Origin of the sequence: Rhodoplanes elegans (genome assembly GCF_016653355.1) — a bacterium.
Classification (GTDB): Bacteria; Pseudomonadota; Alphaproteobacteria; order Rhizobiales; family Xanthobacteraceae; genus Rhodoplanes; species Rhodoplanes elegans.
In genome coordinates this window covers 1-17,977 of sequence record NZ_NHSK01000055.1, presented here as the reverse complement: position 1 = coordinate 17,977, position 17,977 = coordinate 1, and the positions used below count along the sequence as shown (strand labels likewise).

The following is a 17,977-nucleotide window of genomic DNA, read 5'->3' as shown; positions in this document are numbered from 1 at the left end:
GGTATCGGAGGCGGGGGTCTCGGAGGCGCTGGACATGGCGCAGTGTTTAGCCGGATCACGGCGGGGCGTCACGCCTCCCCGGAACTTGTTCCGCTGCGCCGCCTCGGCCGAGGTCTCGTGTCCCGGGCGCGGCGCGACGCGCCGCGAACCGGGACCCAGGGGCGATCGGGCAAGGTGCCTGCCGTGCCGCTCGTCGTGCGGCCCCTGGGCCCCGGCTCTGCGGCACGCCAAGCCTGCGGCCTGGCGCGCCTTCTCCGGGGCACGAGGCCGAGCATCGGGAGAGGCGTTTCATCCCTTCAGGATGCGCAACCGGAGCTTGGCGCTTTACTCCCGGAACCGGACCGTGGTCGCCGGCTGGGCCGTGAGGTCGATGGTGGCGAAGCCGGTGGCGTCGAGGCCGGCGCCGACGCAGTCCTTGTGGTCGGAGAGCTCGAAGCGCGCCTCGCGGGTGCACAGCGTGGTGTCGCCGCCCCAGGAGAGCCGCCCGGTGCCGCTGCCGCCCCGCACCGGCTGGCCGTCGCGGTCGACCGCCTCGCCGAAGCTGTAAAGCCGGCGCGGCCTGCCTTCGAGGTCGGGCCGCAGGCACTTGCCGGGCTCGATCCGGTACCAGCCGCGAGCCACGATGCCGCGCTTCTCGTCGGTGCCGATGGCGGCCAGCACGGCCCAGCGCGTGTCGTTGCACCAGGAGAAGCCGGTCGCGGCCGGCTGCTGGACGGTCTCGATCAGCTTGTCGAACAGGTCGGGCGCGTCCTTCGCCTGGGGAGCGAGCCCGCGGTCCTTGAGGAACTGGGCGATGGCCGCCTCGGTCTTCGGGCCGGCGACGCCGTCGACCGGGTTGGCGTCGTAGCCGGCCATCACCAGGAGGCGCTGGATGCCGGCGAGGCGGGCCTGCTCCTCGGAATACTCGGCCTCCTCAGCGAGCGCCGCGACGAGCACCGCGGCACCCCCCGCGACACCGCCCTCTTGCGTCTCCGACGGCTTCACGGCGGTGAAGCGGGCGAAGCGCTGCGGCGGCCGGCAGGCGCGCGCCGCCGCGATGACGAAGTCGCCGTCGGCGATGCACAGGTCGGCGTGGCCGCTCTGCGGCTCCGGCGACGGGCCGTAGACCGGCAGGGCGCGGCCGTGGAGGAAGATCTGCTCGGCCTCGACCGTGCCCTGCAGCACCACCCGGCACTGGCCGGGATCGAGCCGGAACCAGCCGCGCGTCGCCGTCGCGCCCTTCTCCTCCAGCCCCAGCGCCGCCTCGACCACGAAGCTGAGCCGGTTGCAGATCTTCAGGTCGGCCCGGGCCGGGCCGGCGGCCGCGAGCGCCGACAGCGCGAGCGCAGCGGCGCCCATGGCAGTCGCACCCTTGCTTCGCATGGCGCTCCTCCGGGCCGGATGATTCGATTTCGGAAGAAGGGATGAATGGCCGGCGTCGCGAGGGCAAGGGCAGCGTTCGGGCGCCGATCCCGGTCGGCCGGCAGCCTCCGCGTTCCCGGGCTCCCCACCGCCCTGCTGCTCCCGCACGAGGGCGGGACGCCGCCGCGGCCACGCCGCCGCGAGGAGGATGATCGCCGCGTCCCCACCGGCGCCCGGGCGCGCGCCCAGGACCGTCGCTCCGCCCGCTCCCACGGGACCGGGCGGCGCGGGATCGACGCGTGGCGCCCCCTAGTCCACGGGAGCCGGCGTGCCGGCGCGCGCCGCGGCGCCGTCGGCGGCCGCCTGAACGGCCCAGAACAGCGCGATGTTGAGGCGGAACGCCCGCATCGCCTCGGCCAGGATCGCGTCCGGCCGGTCGGTCTCGAAGGCGGCGCGGTCGATCGCCGCCCGGTAGCCGTCCTTGTAGGCGTCGAGATCGCCGATCGCGGCGAACCGGTAGATGTTGCGCTTGTCGGCGTCGAGCCCGAGCGTGCGGGCCAGCACCTGGCTGACCGTCTGGCCGCCGCTGAGATCGCCGAGATAGCGCGTGTAGGCGTGGCCGATCAGGCCGACGCCGTCGCCCTCGGCCGACGCCGTCACGGCCTCGGCATAGGCGCGGCCCTCGGGCAGCAGCGGCACGGCCGCGGCCGCCGCGGCGCCGCCGCAGAGATTCTCGAGATCGAGCGCGATCGCGCCGGCCCGGAACACCTCGTCGCGCACGATGTGGCGGACCGCCGGCGTCGCGCGATGGCGGTCGAGGCAGCGCTCAATCGCCTCGTAGACGGCGTGCAGGTTGCGCAGCAGCAGCGCATAGGCGGCCCGGCTCGAGCGGCCGCGCACGATGTCGCTGATCGCCCCGGCCTTCTCGGCCTGGCGGTGGAGCGGCGCCGTCACCTCGCGCAGCGCGTTCGACAGGCCGATGCGGCGGATCTCGTCGGCGTTCGGCGACGGCACGGCGCCGGCGGCCTCGTCGCGGACTCTCGCGTCGCGATCGCCGGCAGGCGGGTCGGCGGGGACATCGGAACGTTGCGTCATGCGGCCTCCGGACAAGGCGCCGACTAGACGTCAGGCGGCCTCCGAAATCAATGTCGGGAGCGCCGGGGCCGCGTTGCAGGAACCGCGGAACGAGGACACGGCGGAGACGACACCGCGAGCGGACGCGCGGGAGCTCCGGTCCCGCCGCCCTCGCCGGTCACGCCGTCCCCGTCGGTCACGCGCGCGAGGCACGTCGGCGTCGGGCCCGCGAGGCCGGGGCGCGGCAGGCCCGCACCGGGGCACGAGCACGGGCACGAGCACGGGAACATGGCAGTGGACCTTGGGGCCGAAACGGAATCGGCGTCGTCGGCCGAAAAGGTCGACGACGCCGGTCACGCTGCGGTCCGCCGCATCGCCGGCGAGCCGCCCGTGGGCGACCCGCATGGCCATGCTCAGTCGCTCACTTCGCCGCCGGAGCGGCAGACGCCGTCCGCGCCGGAGCCGGCCCGACCAGGATCGGATAATCCTTGATCATGCTGGCGCCGTAGAGCGGCTTGTAGACGCCTTCGTGGCAGGTGGCGCAGTTCACTTTCGCGACGTCACCCGTCGGACCGAGGCGGTTCGCCGGGAACTGCGGGGTGAGCGGCTCGAGGAATTGCGTGTTGATGTCACGCGTCATCCGGATGCCGTACCACGCGGTGGTGCGTTGCGGAGTGCTCTGGTCCCAGTCGAAGAAGGACCGCGAGTTGTGGCAGTACGTGCAATTGACCCCCAGCCCCTTCGAAATGTGCATCATCAGGCTGTAGGTCCACTCGGTCTGCTTGATCGACGCCCGGTTGCCCGCCGGGAGCGCCGTACCGGACAGAACCCGGATGTCCTTCCCGTCCTTGATGAAGGGCGTGAAGGGGTCGACCGGGAGGGCCGTGATGCCACCCGCCGCCGAGGCGACGTTCTGACCGGCGCGATTGCCGGCCTGGCCCTGCGCCGTCCGCGGTGCGTCGAAGTACCAGACGCTCGCCGGGACGGGCTGGCCGCGATGGCAAGCCCAGCAGGTGACGCCCGTGTCGGCCACGTGCGTCTTCCAGCTTCCGTTGATGTACCGGACCATCTCCAGCATGCGCCGGGAGACGATCTTGGTGTACGGGCGATCCGCGGCGAGATCGTTCTCGTCGTGGCAGTAGGCGCAGCCCTGATCGGGCGACACCCAGGTCGTCATGTCCGTCATCAACCGCAGGAACTCGTTGGCGTCCATGTCGCCGAGCACCTTGAGGTTGGTGTAGACCTGCGAGGCCTTCTGGCCGGCCGGGTCGGTGGCCGGAGCCGGCTCTGGCAGCTGATTGGCTCTCACCTTCGCCCGGTCGACCCGCGGATTGGAGTTCTCCTCCATCGCGAGCCCGCGATAACCGCGCTGAACGCTGTCCACCGGTGGGAACTCGAACGCGTAGATCACCAGGAGGAGAGCGAGGGCTGCGGAGATCCCGGCCAGCATTCGCATCGCAAAGACGCTCATGACTAGCCTCCAGGAATCAGGTTGGGGTCGACCACCGGCGGGAACACCGCGGGATACGACGGTGCCACGCCGTGCTTGACGGCCCAGAGATACCAATTGTCGACCACCGTGCCGGTCAGCAGGATGCCGATGCCGCCCGTCAGGGTGACCAGGACCGCGAACCACCAACCCCAACGGTGGATCGACTCCGCCGTGGCGTTGAAGCCCATGGTCCAGCGCCAGAACAGCGCCGCCCGCTCGTATGCGGTGCCGCGATCGACGATCTGCTCGACCTCCCGCTCACCCCCGAAGTGACTCACGGCCAGGATGGTCGCGCCGTGCATCGCGAAGAGCACCGCCGAGCCATACAGGAACGCGATCGAGAGCATGTGGAAGGGGTTGTAGAACAGATTGCCGTAGCGGATCGAGAACGCCGCCGTCCAGTCGAGATGCGGGAAGATCCCGAACGGAACGGCCTCCGCCCAGCTTCCCATCAGGATCGGACGGAAGAAGCCGAGCGACAGGTACAGGAAGATCGCCGACGCGAACGCCCAGGCGAGATGGGTTCCCATCCCGAGAACGCGCGCGCGTTGATAGACCCGCACCCACCAGAGGAGGATCGAGAGCGTCAGGAAGAACCCCGCCATCAGCCACCAGCCGCCGTCGTTGAGCGGCGGGATCTTGAGGCCGTAGGCGGGCGGCGGCGGCTCGAGAGCCAGCCACGGAAGCTGCCGGACGAACTGGATCGGATCCCAGTTCACCGAGGCGAACATGTTCAGCCCGATGATCTCGAAGGCGATGAAGCCGCAGAGCAGCGAGAAGATGCCGAGCCAACCCAAATAGATCGGGCCGACCTGTGCATCACCGAGCTTGCCCAGCCAGTACGAGTGGAAGCTCTGGCCGCCCACCCTGTGCCCGTCGGAGCCTTCCAGCGGCACGCCGGCATAGCCGGGGCCTCTGATCTGCACCTGGGTAAAGATGTTCTGATACTCAGCCATGTGAGCCCCCTCCTAACGCCAGATCGGGAGGTCGAGCCACCAGCTCCACCACTCAGGCCAGCCGCGCGTCCAGAACGGGCCGCTGATGATGATGCAGACGGCGCTCCAGAACGCTGCACTGACCGCGAGGAACAGGCCGAGGCGATGAATGCCGAGCGTGCCGATCGAGTAGCCGACGGTGTCCCGGAAGATCGTGTTCTCGTGTTCCGCGCCCTTCACGATCTCGCCCTTCCTGGGATTGGCGGCCGAGACGATCAGGGATCCGTGCATGGCGAGCGCGAGCGCGTTCGTGAAGAAGAACGTGATCGCGATGCAATGCGCCGGATTGTAGTGGAAGTGCAGGTACTGATACCCGACGTTCGACACCCAGTCGAGGTGACTCATGATGCCGTAGGGGAAACCGTGCCCCCAGGCGCCCATGAGCAACGGCCGGATGACGACCAAGGCGACATAAGCGAAGATGGCAAAGCCGAACGCGACCGGGATGTGGAGACCCATGCCGAGCTTGCGGGCGATTTCCGCCTGGCGCAGCGCCCAGGAGCAGAACGCGCCCAGCGCGCACACGGTGATGATCTGCCACAGCCCTCCTTCCTTGAGCGGTGCGAGCGTCAGCCCGTAGCTCAAGTCCGGCGGTGCGATGTTGATCTGCCAAATGTTCCAGGTCGGCCCGAGGGCCGCGCCCCAAATGATGAGTGCCGTGCCGAGGAAGGTAAAGAAAACCGTCGTGACTCCGAAGAAGCCGACATAGAACGGCCCCACCCAGAAGTCGAAGAGGTCCCCGCCGATCAGCGTACCTCCACGGACGCGGTATTTTCGTTCAAAACTGAGCATGGCCATTGTTGGGATCCCCCGATCGACACCGGCCGGCAGGCTCGAGCACGGCCTGCCTGCTCATTGCACATCGGCGGCGGACGGGCCGAGCAGAGTGCCGAGGCCGCGTCCGCCGTCCTTCCTGATCGCTGTTACTTCGCCGGCAGCGGAGCATTCTGGGCCGCCGCGGCGGGCTTCGCACGCGGGGTCTCCAGCCAGTTGAAGCGGTCGGTGCTGAGCAGGATGAAGTGGATCAGCAGCGCCAGACCGAACAGGAACGTGAAGAGGGCGACCAGCGTCCGACGCGGATCGAAAAGAAGCCAAGCTTGCCACATTGTTCTTCTCTCCTATTACGACAGGTACGAGGCCATGTGGCTGACCGCCACGTTCACGCCGTCGACCAGCGAGGCGTTCTTCGCCCACGGGCGCCACATCCACGCGAGGACGTGAGCGATCGCGGCGACGACGACGAAGCCCATGAAGCTGGAGACGAAGACGCTGTGGAACTCCTTCGCTTCTGCTTCTGACAGGCCGGACAGAGACTTATCAGCCATGGAGATACTCTCCGATGAATGGCCTTGCGGCCGTTACCGCGCCCATCCCGCGCGGCTTGGGAAGTCGTGGCGAGCCACGACGATCTGTCGCCCGGCAGCGTCGGGCGAAGCTCTTGGAAAGGCCGTCATCCCATGAAGGCGAACGGGACGTACTTGCAGGCCGCCGCACGGGCTTCGGCGATGACGGACCGGTCACCGGTCGCCTGGCTCATGCGCGACGCGCGCTGCAGGAGTCGACGCCCGATGGCTTCCAGCAGGAAGGCCACGAAGGCCGCCGCGAAGATCAGACGATAGTCCATCGTCTCCTTCGCCGAGTGGCCCGCCAAGAGGCGCTGCGACAGGCGCTCCGTTCCCTCAGCCATGAGCATACCCTCCTGTTGAATGATCGACCGCCGGCGCGATCCGCGCACGGCGTGAATCGGTTGATGAAATGACGAGGCGCGACGGCGGGCGGGAGAGCGCGATCATACGGTCTCTCCCATCGCCACGGCGTCGACGCCGAGAACCCGAGACTCCGTCACCCGCTCCTCGCCGGCCGCGCGGGCGCTGCGCTCGGCCGCGTCGCGCAGACGCTTGGCGGCCGAGATGCGCACCAGCACGGGCTGCCGCTCGACCAGCCGGTCGAGCGCCCGCTTGGCGGCGTCCTCCCACGGCAGCTCGCGGTGCAGGCGCGACGGCGTCGCCTCCACCTTGTCCAGCGCGGTGCCGAGCGGAAGGATGTGGAAGAGCGCGTCGAACAGCGCGTTGCAGACCTCCTGAATCAGGTAGGTCGCGCCGGCGTAGCCCATGAACGGCGTGCCGGTGTGGCGCCGCACGATCGCGCCCGGGAACGAGGCCGGGATGAAGGCGGCGCGGCCGCCGATCTCGGCCAGATACATGCGCTCGTTATAAGATCCGAACAGGACGAGCGGGGTCTTCTCGTGGATCGCCTTGCGGACCGCCGCATTGTCGGGCTTCACGCCGGCCGAGCGGGCGACCGCGAAGTGGCACGGCAGCCCCATCTCCTCCTCGAGGAAATGGCGGACGCCGCGGGCGTAGGTCTCGGTCGCGACGATGCCGAAGCTCGCCGTGCCGAAGAAGTCCTGGGTCACCGAGCGCCACAGATCCCACAGCGGCTTCACGGTGGTGTGCAGCTCGCGGGCGATGAACGGCTCGGGATCGAGGCCGAGGAGCTCGCCCAGCGCGCGCAGGAACTTGGTGGTCGAGTGCAGGCCGATCGGCGCCTGCAGATAGGGGCGCTCCAGCGTCTCGCACAAGAGCCGGCCGAACTCGCGATACAGGCAGACGTTCACGTCGGCGTCGGCGAGCCGCGGGATGTCGGCGAGATGCGTGCCGAGCGGGAACACCAGGTTCACCTCGGCGCCGATGCCCTCGACCAGGCGGCGGATCTCGGCCAGATCGGACGGCATGTTGAAGGTGCCGTAGCAGGGGCCGACGATGTTGACGCGCGGCTTCTCGCCGGGCTGGCGCGGCTTGCGGTCCGGCACCTTCCTGGAGCCGTACTCGCTCCACAGCCACGCCATCGCGCGGTTGGCGCTCTGCCACTGGTCCTCGTCGATGGTGCGCGGCAGGAAGCGCTTGATGCCGGTGCCTTCGGGCGTCACGCCGCCGCCGATCATCTCGGCGATCGAGCCGGTGACCACGACGGACGGCAGGTCGGGATCGAGCACCCTGTGGGCGCGGTGCATGGCGCCTTCGGTGCCGTGCTTGCCGAGCTCTTCTTCCGACAGGCCGGTGACGACGACGGGCAGCTCGTGCGGCGGCAGCGCGTCGGTGTAGTGCAGCACCGCGGTGACCGGCAGGTTCTCGCAGCCGACCGGGCCGTCGATGATCACCTGCAGGCCCTTCACGGCCGTGAACACGTAGACCGAGCCCCAGTAGCCGCCCGCGCGATCGTGATCGAGGAGGAGCATCAGATCATCTCCTCCGCCTTGCGCTTCTTGGCCTGCGCGGCGAGCTGACGCCGCACCTTCTCGCGGAACTCCGGCCGCGCCTTCGGCACGTCCTCGTGGACGCCGGCCGTGTCGCCCGCGCCGACGCCACGGAACAGCTCGGTCATGGCGTCGAAGCGCGCCTTGTTGGCCATCGCGGTGTTGACCACGACGGCGAGCGAGCCGGCACCGGCGACGCCCATCAGGGGCCGCGCCGAGATCAGGTTGGTGAAGTAGAGGGCCGGGATGCCCTGCTGCTTGGCGTGCTGGACGACCGGCGTCGTGCCGATCGCGAGATCGGGCGCGTAGGCGTCGACCGCGGCGATGTCCTGCTCGAGCGAGGCGCGGTACTGCACCTTGACGCCCTTCGCCTCCAGCCACGCCCGGTCGCTCTCCGACCAGCGGGTGCGCGGGCAGGCCGTGCCGACATAGGGCACCTCGGCGCCGCTCTCGATCAGCAGGCGGGCGACCAGGAGCTCGGAGCCCTCGTAGCCCGACACCGTGATGCGGCCGCGCACCGGGTTGGCGGCGAGCGCACCCTTGATGGCCGGCAGCATCTTGGCCTTCACGGCGTCGACCTTGTCGGCGGCAACGCCGCAGGCCGCGCCGATGGCGTCGAGCCAGGCCGCCGTGCCGTCGACGCCGACCGGCGCCGAGCCGACGATCGGCCGGCCGGCCGTCTCGAACTCGCGCAGCGAGGCCGTGTAGAACGGATGGATGGCGGCGACCACGGCGCAGTCGAGTGCCGCATAGAGCTCGCGCCACTCGCGGGTCGGCACCACGGGTCCGGCGGCGAGCCCGAGCGGCTCCAGCATCATGCCGATGCCGATCGGATCGGCCGGGAACATTTCTCCCAACAGCGTGACGGTCGGCTTGTCGCTCTTGCCGCCACGCGGCGCCTGAACGGGCCCCTGCTCCGCCTCGTTGCGGGCATAGGCCAGCATCGCGCCGGCGAGAACGTCCTTCGCCTCGGCATGGGTCGGCACGCCGAAGCCGGGCACGTCGATGCCGATGACGCGAACGTCGTTGATGGTCTTCGGCAGGAGCTGCAGCGGCACGCCCGAGGCGGTCGGGACGCACAGATTGATGATCACGACGGCGTCGTGCAGGGCCGGATCGGCGAGCTTGAAGACCGCCTCGTGGATGTCCTCGAACAGCTTGCCGGTGACCAGCGTCTCGGAGTTGAACGGGACGTAGCCGACGCTGCGCCGCGCGCCGTAGAAGTGCGACGTGAAGGTGAGCCCGTAGACGCAGCAGGCCGAGCCGGACAGCACCGTCGCGGTGCGCCGCATGCGCAGGCCGACACGCAGCGAGCCGAAGGCCGGGCACATCGACTGCGGCTGGTCGTGCGGGCCGACCGGATAGTCGGCCGCGTAACGGTCGAGCGTCTCGGTCTTGCCGGCCGCGGCTGCGGCCTTGCGCATCTCGTCGACGCCGGCGTGGCAGCCGACCGCGCCCTCGATTGCCGCGCCACCCGCCATCTCGGCGCCCGCCGCCGCGCCATCCGCCGCCGAAGCGACGCCGGCCGGCGTCGTCTCGGTTTGCATCGCGGCATCCAGCGTCACGGACGAGGCGGTGTCGTACACCACCTCGGTGCCGGCGCTGGTCGCGACTGCGGTTTCGGGTCGGCTCGACGTCATGATGAAGCGCTAAGTCTCCGGTCCGGGTAATGTCTCAGACGGTGTCGTAAATCACTTCGAGCGAGGGCTTCGGCGCGAAGCTGCCGCCGCGCATGTCTTCCTGGGTCGCCGGCATCAGCACCACGTCGCGGCCGACCGTGTCGCTCGAGAAGAGGCCGAGCAGCGCGTCCTGCGACAGCGGCTTCGGCCGCTGCGGCGGCGCCTCGGCGACGTTGGTCGCGAGCGCCTCGAACAGCGGCGCCCATTCGGTGCCGGGCCGGCCGACGATCTGATAGGCGGCGCTCTTGCGGCGGATGTCCTCGTTTGCGGGAATCGCGGCGAGCACCGGGATGCCGGCCTTCTCGGCGAAGGCCTTCGCCTCGCCGGTGCCGTCGTCCTTGTTGATCACCATGCCGGCGACGCCGACATTGCCGCCGAGCTTGCGGAAATACTCCACGGCCGAGCAGACGTTGTTGGCGACGTAGAGCGACTGCAGATCGTTCGAGCCGACCACGATGACCTTCTGGCACATGTCGCGGGCGATCGGCAGGCCGAAGCCGCCGCACACGACGTCGCCCAGGAAGTCGAGCAGCACGTAGTCGAAGCCCCACTCGTGGAAGCCGAGCTTCTCCAGCGTCTCGAAGCCGTGGATGATGCCGCGCCCGCCGCAGCCGCGCCCAACCTCCGGGCCGCCGAGCTCCATGGCGAACACGCCGTCGCGCTTGAAGCAGACGTCGGAGATCGTGATCTCCTCGCCGGCCAGCTTCTTCTTCGACGAGGTCTCGATGATGGTCGGGGTGGCGCGGCCGCCGAACAGGAGCGAGGTGGTGTCGCTCTTCGGGTCGCAGCCGATCAGCAGGACGCGCTTGCCCTGCTGCGCCATCATGTAGCTGAGATTGGCGAGCGTGAAGCTCTTGCCGATCCCGCCCTTGCCGTAGATGGCGATGATCTGGGTCGCCTTCGACGACGACGTCGGCACCGGATCGGGCTCGATCGCGGCTTCGGCGCGCAGGTGGGCGGGGTCCATCGGCATCGGGGCGTTCATGCGTACCCTCTCCAGTCAAGGATCATCTTGAGGCAGGCCGGATCGGTGAACGCGGTGCGGTACGCGTCGGGCGCGTCCGCGGCGGCGCAACGATGGGTGATGAGACCGTCGAGGGACAGACGCCCCGTCTCGACCAGGCTCTTCACGGCGACGAGATCCGGCTCGCGCCACTCGGCGGCGACCCGGAGGGAAATCTCCCGCATGAAGGCGGGCGGAAACGCGAAGCCGAGCGGCTCGCTGTAGAAGCCGGCGAGCACGATCTCGCCCTTCGGCGCGAGGCGGCCGATCAGCGTGTCGAGCAGCTTGGCGTCGCCCGAGACGTCGTAGATCGCCTTGTAATCACGTCGTTGATCGTCGACCGGATCGACGACCCGATAGCCCTGCGCGCCCTTCGCGCGACCGCTGTCGCGCTCCCACACCGTAGGCGGCTCCCCGCCCGCCAGCACCGCCAGTCGGGCGAGGAGACGACCGAGGACGCCGTGCCCGACAATCAGGTCCGGAGGCGTTCGTTCGGCCCCCGCCATGGCGTGATACGCTGTCGCGGCCAACGCCATGAGGACGCCTAGCTCGTTCAGATCGTCGGCGATGGGCATCGCCTTGGCGCCCGGGACCACGACCCGGCGCGCGGCGCCGCCGAACAGCCCGCGGACGTCACCGAAGCAGCGCGCGCCCGGCACGAACACGTGCTCGCCGACCTGCCGGCCCGAGCGCTCGCCCGCCGACGTGATGCGACCCACCGATTCGTATCCAGGCACCAGAGGATAACCGAGCCCCGGAAACGGCGGCATCCGCCCCGACCAGAGCAGACGCTCCGTACCGGTGCTGATCCCGCTCCAGTCGATGTCGACGACCACATCCTCGTCACCGGGATGCGTGAGGTCGAGACGACTGAGAACGAGGCGTTCGGGTTCCTCTAGGACGACCGCAACTGTGTCCATGACGTCTCCGAGCCACACCGCAAGGAGGCTTAAACACCGACTTGGAGTGTCAGCCTACGCTTACTGCCCCCTATGTCAAGTCGTATTGTCATATCGTTCCAAAGAACCTAGGCATTTGCGATAACCATTTGTAAAATAACAGGATTTCTGGTTGTCACGAGACGTGGACGGTGGAACCCGGCGGCTGTCAACAGGCCGCACAACACCCCCGGGGTCCGGGGTCGCCCCCGTCCCATCGCCAACAGGTAGAATCCGAAATAGGCCTCGCCCAAGGGCGCAGCGCCCGGCGCTCCGGACATCGGCTCGGCCACCATCACGCGCCCGCCGGGCGGCAGGGCGCGGCGCACCGCGGCGAGCAGGGTCCGCACCGTGTCCTCGTCGTGGTCGTGCAGGATGCGCACGAGCGACACGATGTCGGCCCCGGTGGGCAGCGGATCGATGCGGAAGTCGCCGGAATGGACCGTGACGCGGTTGCCGAGGCCCGCGGCGGAAAAGTTCTGGCGCGCCCGCTCGGCGACGGCCGGCAGGTCGAACAGCATCAGCGACAGGCCGGGGTGACGCGCCGCGACGGCGGAGAGGAACGCCCCCTCGCCGCCCCCGACATCGAGCAGGCAGCGCCGGCCGGCGAGCGGCGCCGCGGCCAGGACCTCGTCGGCGACGAAGCCTTGGGTCGCCGCCATCAGGCGCGAGTAGGAGGCGACGGCCTCGGGCGGCAGGGCGGCGGAGGCGCCGCGGCCCGCATAGGCCCAGAAACGGCCGAGCTCGGTGTCGGCCTCGCCGCGCAGGAGCGCCACCGGATCGGCGAGGTCTCTATAGAAGAGGGCGTGGTGCGCGATCATGTCGGGCAGGCCGGCATTGCCGCGAAGCGCGGCGCCGTGGCGACCGAGCGCGAAGCGATCGTCGCCGCACGGCTCGGTGAGATCGAGGGTCGCGGCGGCGGCCAGCAGCCGGCGGGCGGCGTCCTCCGACAGGCCAGTGCGGGCGGCGAGCGCGGCGACCGACAGCGGCCCGTCGGCCAGGAGGTCGAAGACCTTCAACTGCACGCAGGCGAAGAGGATCTGCGAGTAGACGAAGCCGGCGACGATATCGAACAGGGCCCGGGTGCGGGCGCGGGCGATCGGCCGGGTGAGCGGAAAGGCGGCGGCGAGCCGCTGGAAGCGGGGTGAGGCGAGCACGCCGTTGCGCAGCGCCAGCCAGCGCTCGCGCCAGGCCGAGGAGCGATCCCGGGGCGTCGGGTCTTTCACGTCGCCACCCGCCTCTCACGGTCACCTCTCCCCGGCGGGGAGAGGGCGGATCTCGTGGGGCCGTGTCCAGTCGGCGGATCAGGCCGCCGCGGCGGCGAGGCGCTTCGGCACCAGCCGCTTCGCCTCGGACATGATGAGGGCGCGCAGGTCGCCGGCGCCCTGACAAGGCGGAATGCCGGCGATCGCCTCCTTCACCAGGGTCTCGAGGCGGTGCATGGCCCCGTCGATGCCGAGGTCGCGCACCGCGCTCGGGCGGCCGAGCGCCGCGTCGCGGCCGATCGGCTTGCCGAGCTCCTCCTCGTCGGAGGCGGCGTCGCGCAGGTCGTCGGCGACCTGGTAGGCGAGGCCGAGCTTGGCGCCGACCACCTTCCAGGGCTCCGGATCGTGACCGGCCGCCGCCGCGCCCAGCATGGTCGCGGCCGAGAACAGCGCCCCGGTCTTCTGCTCGTGGTACTCGACGAGGTCGCAGAACGGCTCGCATTCCCAGGCCTGGCCGGCCGCGATGCCGCTCGGCATGCCGACCGACTGGCCGACGATGCGCATCACATGGGGCAACCGCTCGGGCGAGCAGGCGACATAGGAGAGCTGCTCGAAGGCCAGCACGATCAGGGCGTCGCCGGCCAGCACCGCGATCCGCTCGCCATAGGCGACATGGACCGAAGGCTTGCCGCGCCGCAGCGGGGCGTCGTCGAAGCAGGGCAGGTCGTCGTGGATCAACGAGGCGCAGTGCAGGAGCTCGATCGACGCGGCGGCCGCATCGGTGAGGGCCGGCTGGTCGTCGCCGCACGCCGCCGCGGCGGCGAGGCAGAGGCGCGGCCTTACCCGGGCACCGCGCGGAAACACGGAATACCGCATCGCCGAGGCGAGCTTGCTGGGAGCGGCGGGAGTTTCGACCCGGGCCAAAGCGGCGTTGAGAGCCTGCTCGATCCTCGTGCTACTATCCATGCGTTCAGCCCCTGATGGCGAGCAAAGATATGTAATGATCCATTGTCACGTCGAACTGTCACGCAGTATAGACACATGGACACCGAACTCAACGGTATTTCTGCGGATTGGTGAGCGTGGCGCGTGAGTCCGCAATCGTGGTGGGGGCCGGCGCGGGGGGACTCGCCGCCGCCATCGACCTGGCGCTCGCCGGCGTTGCCGTGACGGTCGTCGAGGCGGCCCCAGCGCCGGGCGGCAAGCTGCGCGAGGTCGTGGTCGGCGGCCGCGGTATCGATGCCGGCCCGACCGTCTTCACCATGCGCTGGGTGTTCGAGGAGCTGTTCGGCGCCGCCGGCACCAGCCTCGACCGCGAGATCACGGTGACGCCGCTCGACGTGCTGGCCCGCCACGCCTGGAGCGAGCGCGCGCGGCTCGATCTCTTCGCCGACAACGCCCGCTCGGCCGACGCCATCGGGGATTTCGCCGGCGCCGCCGAGGCGCAACGCTTCCGGGACTTCTGCGACCGTGCGGCGCGCATCTACAAGACCCTGGAAGGCCCGTTCCTGCGCGCCCAGCGCTGCCGCTCGCCGTTCGACCTGACGCGGCGCCTCGGCCTCGCCCGGCTGCCCGAGCTCGCCGCGATCTCGCCCTTCGCCACCATGTGGGGGGCGCTCGGCCGCCACTTCCACGATCCGCGCCTGCGTCAGCTGTTCGGCCGCTACGCCACCTATTGCGGCTCGTCGCCGTTCCTCGCCCCGGCGACCCTGATGCTGGTCGCCCATGTCGAGCAGCAGGGCGTCTGGCTGATCGAGGGCGGCATGCAGCGACTCGCCGAGGCGCTGGTGCGCACCGCCGAGCGGCTCGGCGTGACGGTGCGGCTCGGCACGCGGGTCGCCGAGGTCGTGGTCGAGCGCGGCCGCGCCGCCGGCGTCGTCCTGGCGAGCGGCGAGCGGCTCGACGCCGACACCGTGGTGATCAATGCCGACGTCGCCGCGCTGGCCGACGGCCGGCTCGGCATCGCGGTGCGCGGCGCCGTGCCGGGCGTGCCGCCGAAGGCGCGCTCGCTCTCGGCCGTCACCTGGTGCGTGATGGCGGAACCCGAGGGCTTCCCGCTGCATCATCACACGGTGTTCTTCGCGCCCGACTACCGGGCCGAGTTCGACCGGCTGACGCGCGACCGCCGCCTGCCCGCCGACCCGACCGTCTATGTCTGCGCCCAGGATCGTTTCCAGACGCGGCGGGACAGCGAGGCCGGCGATGTGAGGAGGGGCGCAGCGAACCAGGCGGAGCCGCTGTTCGTACTCGTCAACGCGCCGCCGACCGGCGACACGACGCCGCCCTCGGCAGCGACGATCGAGATCGCTCGTCATGCCGCCTTCGAGCGGCTGCGGCGCTGCGGCTTGACGCTGCGCGCGGCGGGCGACGCCGTCGTCACCACGCCGGAGGATTTTCACCGGCGCTTTCCGGGGACGGGAGGCGCGCTCTACGGAAGGGCTTCGCACGGATGGATGGCATCGTTCCAGCGGCCGGGATCGCGAACGCGGATTCCGGGGCTGTATCTGGCGGGCGGCAGCACGCATCCGGGACCGGGCGTCCCGATGGCGGTGCTGTCGGGCCGACTGGCCGCGACCGCCGTGATCGCGGACCGCAATTCGACGAGCCGGTCGCGCCCGGCGGGTATCTCTGGTGGTATGTCGACGCGCTGAGCGAAGACGGCCGCCACGGGCTGACCATCATCGCCTTCGTCGGCAGCGTGTTCTCGCCCTATTACGCCTGGGCGCGCCGTCGCGCCCCGGGCGGCGCCGCCGACCCGCACGACCACTGCGCCATCAATGTCGCGCTCTACGGCGAGCCGCGGCGCTGGGCGATGACCGAGCGCGGCCGCGGCAAGCTCTTCCGCGATCGGACGAACCTGAAGATCGGGCCGAGCGCGCTCGCCTGGGACGGCGAGACTCTCGTGATCACGATCGACGAGACGACCGTGCCGGTGCCGTCGCGCCTCGCCGGGACGGTGCGGGTGCGGCCGGCGGCGCTCACTGGCGCGAGCTTCGCGCTCGACGACGCAGGCCTCCATCAGTGGCGGCCGATCGCGCCCTGCTCGGACGTCGAGGTGGAGTTCTCGAGGCCGGCGCTCGCCTGGCGCGGCCATGGCTATCTCGACAGCAATCGCGGCGAGACGCCGTTGGAGACCGCCTTCGTGCGCTGGGACTGGTCGCGCGCCGCTCTCGCGGACGGCGCCGCCGTGCTCTATCACGCCATCCGCCGCGGTGCCGCGGGCCCAGCCGGACGTGATCACGACGGCGTCGACGAGCGGGCCCTGGCGTTGCGCTTCGATCGCGCCGGCACGGTCACGCCCGTCGAGGTGCCGCACCGCGTGATGCTGCCCGACACGTTGTGGCGGATGCCGCGCGAGACGCGCAGTGACAGGCCGGACGGCATGCGAGTCGCCGCGACCTTCGAGGACTCGCCCTTCTACACCCGCTCGCTCCTGACCGGCTCGCTGCTCGGCGAGGAGGTGTCGGCCGTCCACGAGAGCCTCTCGCTCGACCGTTTCGCCGCGCCCTGGGTGCAGGCGATGCTGCCGTTCCGCATGCCGCGGCTGCGGTGAGGGGACCCCGACACCTGTCTTGGTCATCGCCGGGCTTGACCCGGCGATCCATCAGCCTGTGAAAGAACCTTTTCGGAGGCGATGGATGCGCGGGTCGAGCCCGCGCATGACGCTCATTCTCACGGACATCCGTTCGTTCCCGCCTTCGCGGGGACGAGCGGATCGTGATGCGATCGCTCGAGATCATACGGCGATCATGCGGCGGTCGTGATCAGATCCAGAGTCGATGGCGACCTCGCGCGCCCGCTCACTTGTCCGGCGCGCCGGGGGCGCCGGCGGAGTGGTCCGAGAAGGCGCGCTTGAAGGCCCGGCGGTTGCTGCGGGTCCGGGTGAAGGCGAAGAGCTGCATCAGCGCGAAGGCCAGGAAGGCGCCGAGCGTCATCAGGGCGAGCGTCGGGATGAAGGCGTCCCACGACATGGTGTCCTCGTAAGCGTCGGTGTGAGAATGCCGCGCGACGAGAGCGTGCACGGCCGGCGCGGTGCGCCTTTGTCGAGCCAACGCGACGGGAGGGCTTTCGATCCGCCGATGCGACGAGAGCCGCGGGATCGCCGAGCCCGCGGCAGAGCCCCCGCCTCCCCTCATGGTGAGGAGCGCGCCGCAGGCGCGCGTCTCGAACCATGCGGCCACCGACACGTGGCCGTCCTCACCCTTCGAGACGGCTGCTGCGCAGCCTCCTCAGGGTGAGGACGGACAAGATGTCGCGTGTGCGGGGCGTCGCCTCGACTCAGCGCCAGCGGATCTCGAACGTGCAGGCGGGAGCGCCCATGGCTTCGCAGGCCGTCTCGGTGACGGTCGCGTGTCCGTGCACCAGGGTGCGGAACAGGCGCTCGAAGGTGGCGCCGTAATAGTCGCAGACCGGCGCGTCGGCCGTCGCGCCGCGGCACACCGGATTGCCGGCGATGGAGAAGCGCACCGGATGGCCGGCCGTCGCCGTGAACACGCCGGAGCCGGCGAAGGTCCAGGAGTGCTTGCCGATCGCGCCGAGCAGGATGCGGGCCGAGATCCCGGCCGGCAGGATCTTCAGGATCGGCTGGATCGCCTGCGGGATGCGGTTGGCGAGCAGATAATCGGCGGTCAACTCGCCGGCGCGCCGGCCCGCCGCCCTGGCGGCCGCGAGACCGAGTTCGGCGCGCACCACCGTGTGGATCGCCACGACGTCGCGCTCGTCGACCATGTGGTCGGGCGCGTGGACGAGATGATGCGAGAGATCGGCGAGCCCGAACAGCCGCGCCGTCTCGGCTTCGCCGACCTGCTCGCGCAGCGCCTCGATCATCCGGATGATGGCGTTCGGCCCGATGCGGGCGACGGCGGGGTCCGAGGCGGGGGCGTGAGGAGATGGAGGAACGGCGGCGGACCGCTCGGTTGCGATGCTGCTCACGTCGGTCTCTCACCACTCGGCGCGGCGCCGGCTCTCCCTCTCCCCGCCTGCGGGGAGAGGGA

The 17,977-nt window shown here is 70.3% G+C and carries 18 protein-coding genes; 2 read left to right on the top strand and 16 right to left on the bottom strand.

The genetic code is table 11. The features are described 5' to 3' along the window. Positions 1-324: 324 nt before the first annotated feature. The 14 genes from CCR97_RS05055 to CCR97_RS04990 form a co-directional block, all read right to left on the bottom strand. Complete coding sequence (locus tag CCR97_RS05055) at positions 325-1,362, bottom strand: DUF1036 domain-containing protein (protein WP_111357374.1); 1,038 nt, start codon at positions 1,360-1,362, stop codon at positions 325-327. Positions 1,363-1,650: 288 nt separating this feature from the next. Continuing rightward, the gene (locus CCR97_RS05050; protein WP_111356917.1) at positions 1,651-2,436 is read right to left on the bottom strand and encodes a biliverdin-producing heme oxygenase; all 786 of its coding nucleotides are present in this window, start codon (positions 2,434-2,436) and stop codon (positions 1,651-1,653) included. Between the two features lie 400 nt (positions 2,437-2,836). After that, a complete protein-coding gene (gene pufC / locus CCR97_RS05045; protein ID WP_201159349.1) occupies positions 2,837-3,886 on the bottom strand; it encodes a photosynthetic reaction center cytochrome PufC in 1,050 nt (349 codons plus the stop codon). A gap of 2 nt (positions 3,887-3,888) precedes the next feature. Then, positions 3,889-4,863, bottom strand: a complete 975-nt coding sequence (pufM, locus tag CCR97_RS05040) for a photosynthetic reaction center subunit M (protein ID WP_111356916.1) — start codon at positions 4,861-4,863, stop codon at positions 3,889-3,891. Between the two features lie 12 nt (positions 4,864-4,875). Further along, a complete protein-coding gene (gene pufL, locus CCR97_RS05035) occupies positions 4,876-5,700 on the bottom strand; it encodes a photosynthetic reaction center subunit L (protein WP_111356915.1) in 825 nt (274 codons plus the stop codon). Positions 5,701-5,825: 125 nt separating this feature from the next. Beyond that, positions 5,826-6,008, bottom strand: a complete 183-nt coding sequence (gene pufA, locus CCR97_RS05030) for a light-harvesting antenna LH1, alpha subunit (RefSeq protein WP_111356914.1) — start codon at positions 6,006-6,008, stop codon at positions 5,826-5,828. 15 nt (positions 6,009-6,023) lie between these two features. Then, positions 6,024-6,227, bottom strand: coding sequence for a light-harvesting antenna LH1, beta subunit (gene pufB / locus CCR97_RS05025; protein WP_111356913.1), 204 nt, complete (start codon positions 6,225-6,227; stop codon positions 6,024-6,026). A 125-nt stretch (positions 6,228-6,352) separates the two neighbouring features. After that, complete coding sequence (locus CCR97_RS05020) at positions 6,353-6,589, bottom strand: hypothetical protein (RefSeq protein WP_146618724.1); 237 nt, start codon at positions 6,587-6,589, stop codon at positions 6,353-6,355. A gap of 102 nt (positions 6,590-6,691) precedes the next feature. After that, complete coding sequence (gene bchZ / locus CCR97_RS05015; protein WP_111356911.1) at positions 6,692-8,140, bottom strand: chlorophyllide a reductase subunit Z; 1,449 nt, start codon at positions 8,138-8,140, stop codon at positions 6,692-6,694. After that, entirely contained in the window at positions 8,140-9,639 is a 1,500-nt protein-coding gene (bchY, locus tag CCR97_RS05010) for a chlorophyllide a reductase subunit Y (RefSeq protein WP_111356920.1), read from the bottom strand. The genes bchZ and bchY overlap by 1 nt, the downstream gene beginning before the upstream one ends. Positions 9,640-9,832: 193 nt before the next feature. Beyond that, positions 9,833-10,822 carry a chlorophyllide a reductase iron protein subunit X gene (locus tag CCR97_RS05005; RefSeq protein WP_111356910.1) on the bottom strand — a complete coding sequence of 330 codons (990 nt, stop codon included), beginning with the start codon at positions 10,820-10,822 and terminating at the stop codon, positions 9,833-9,835. After that, positions 10,819-11,760 (bottom strand): chlorophyll synthesis pathway protein BchC, encoded by a 942-nt coding sequence (gene bchC / locus CCR97_RS05000; RefSeq protein ID WP_111356909.1) that lies wholly within the window; start codon positions 11,758-11,760, stop codon positions 10,819-10,821. The genes CCR97_RS05005 and bchC overlap by 4 nt, the downstream gene beginning before the upstream one ends. 107 nt (positions 11,761-11,867) lie before the next feature. After that, on the bottom strand, positions 11,868-13,004 hold the full coding sequence (locus tag CCR97_RS04995; protein ID WP_111356908.1) for a methyltransferase: 1,137 nt from the start codon (positions 13,002-13,004) through the stop codon (positions 11,868-11,870). Positions 13,005-13,082: 78 nt separating this feature from the next. Further along, a complete protein-coding gene (locus CCR97_RS04990) occupies positions 13,083-13,949 on the bottom strand; it encodes a polyprenyl synthetase family protein (protein ID WP_111356907.1) in 867 nt (288 codons plus the stop codon). A 116-nt stretch (positions 13,950-14,065) separates the two neighbouring features. Here CCR97_RS04990 and crtD point away from each other — a divergent pair, with 116 nt between their 5' ends. Both crtD and CCR97_RS04980 read left to right on the top strand, forming a co-directional pair. Further along, positions 14,066-15,634 carry a 1-hydroxycarotenoid 3,4-desaturase CrtD gene (crtD, locus tag CCR97_RS04985; protein ID WP_111356918.1) on the top strand — a complete coding sequence of 523 codons (1,569 nt, stop codon included), beginning with the start codon at positions 14,066-14,068 and terminating at the stop codon, positions 15,632-15,634. After that, entirely contained in the window at positions 15,631-16,536 is a 906-nt protein-coding gene (locus tag CCR97_RS04980; protein ID WP_111356919.1) for a carotenoid 1,2-hydratase, read from the top strand. Before crtD ends, CCR97_RS04980 begins: the two co-directional genes overlap by 4 nt. Before the next feature lie 247 nt (positions 16,537-16,783). Here CCR97_RS04980 and CCR97_RS04975 read toward each other — a convergent pair whose 3' ends face one another. Then, positions 16,784-16,954, bottom strand: a complete 171-nt coding sequence (locus tag CCR97_RS04975) for a hypothetical protein (RefSeq protein WP_201159348.1) — start codon at positions 16,952-16,954, stop codon at positions 16,784-16,786. Positions 16,955-17,261: 307 nt separating this feature from the next. Continuing rightward, positions 17,262-17,915, bottom strand: a complete 654-nt coding sequence (bchJ, locus tag CCR97_RS04970; RefSeq protein WP_245428815.1) for a bacteriochlorophyll 4-vinyl reductase — start codon at positions 17,913-17,915, stop codon at positions 17,262-17,264. Positions 17,916-17,977: the final 62 nt, after the last annotated feature.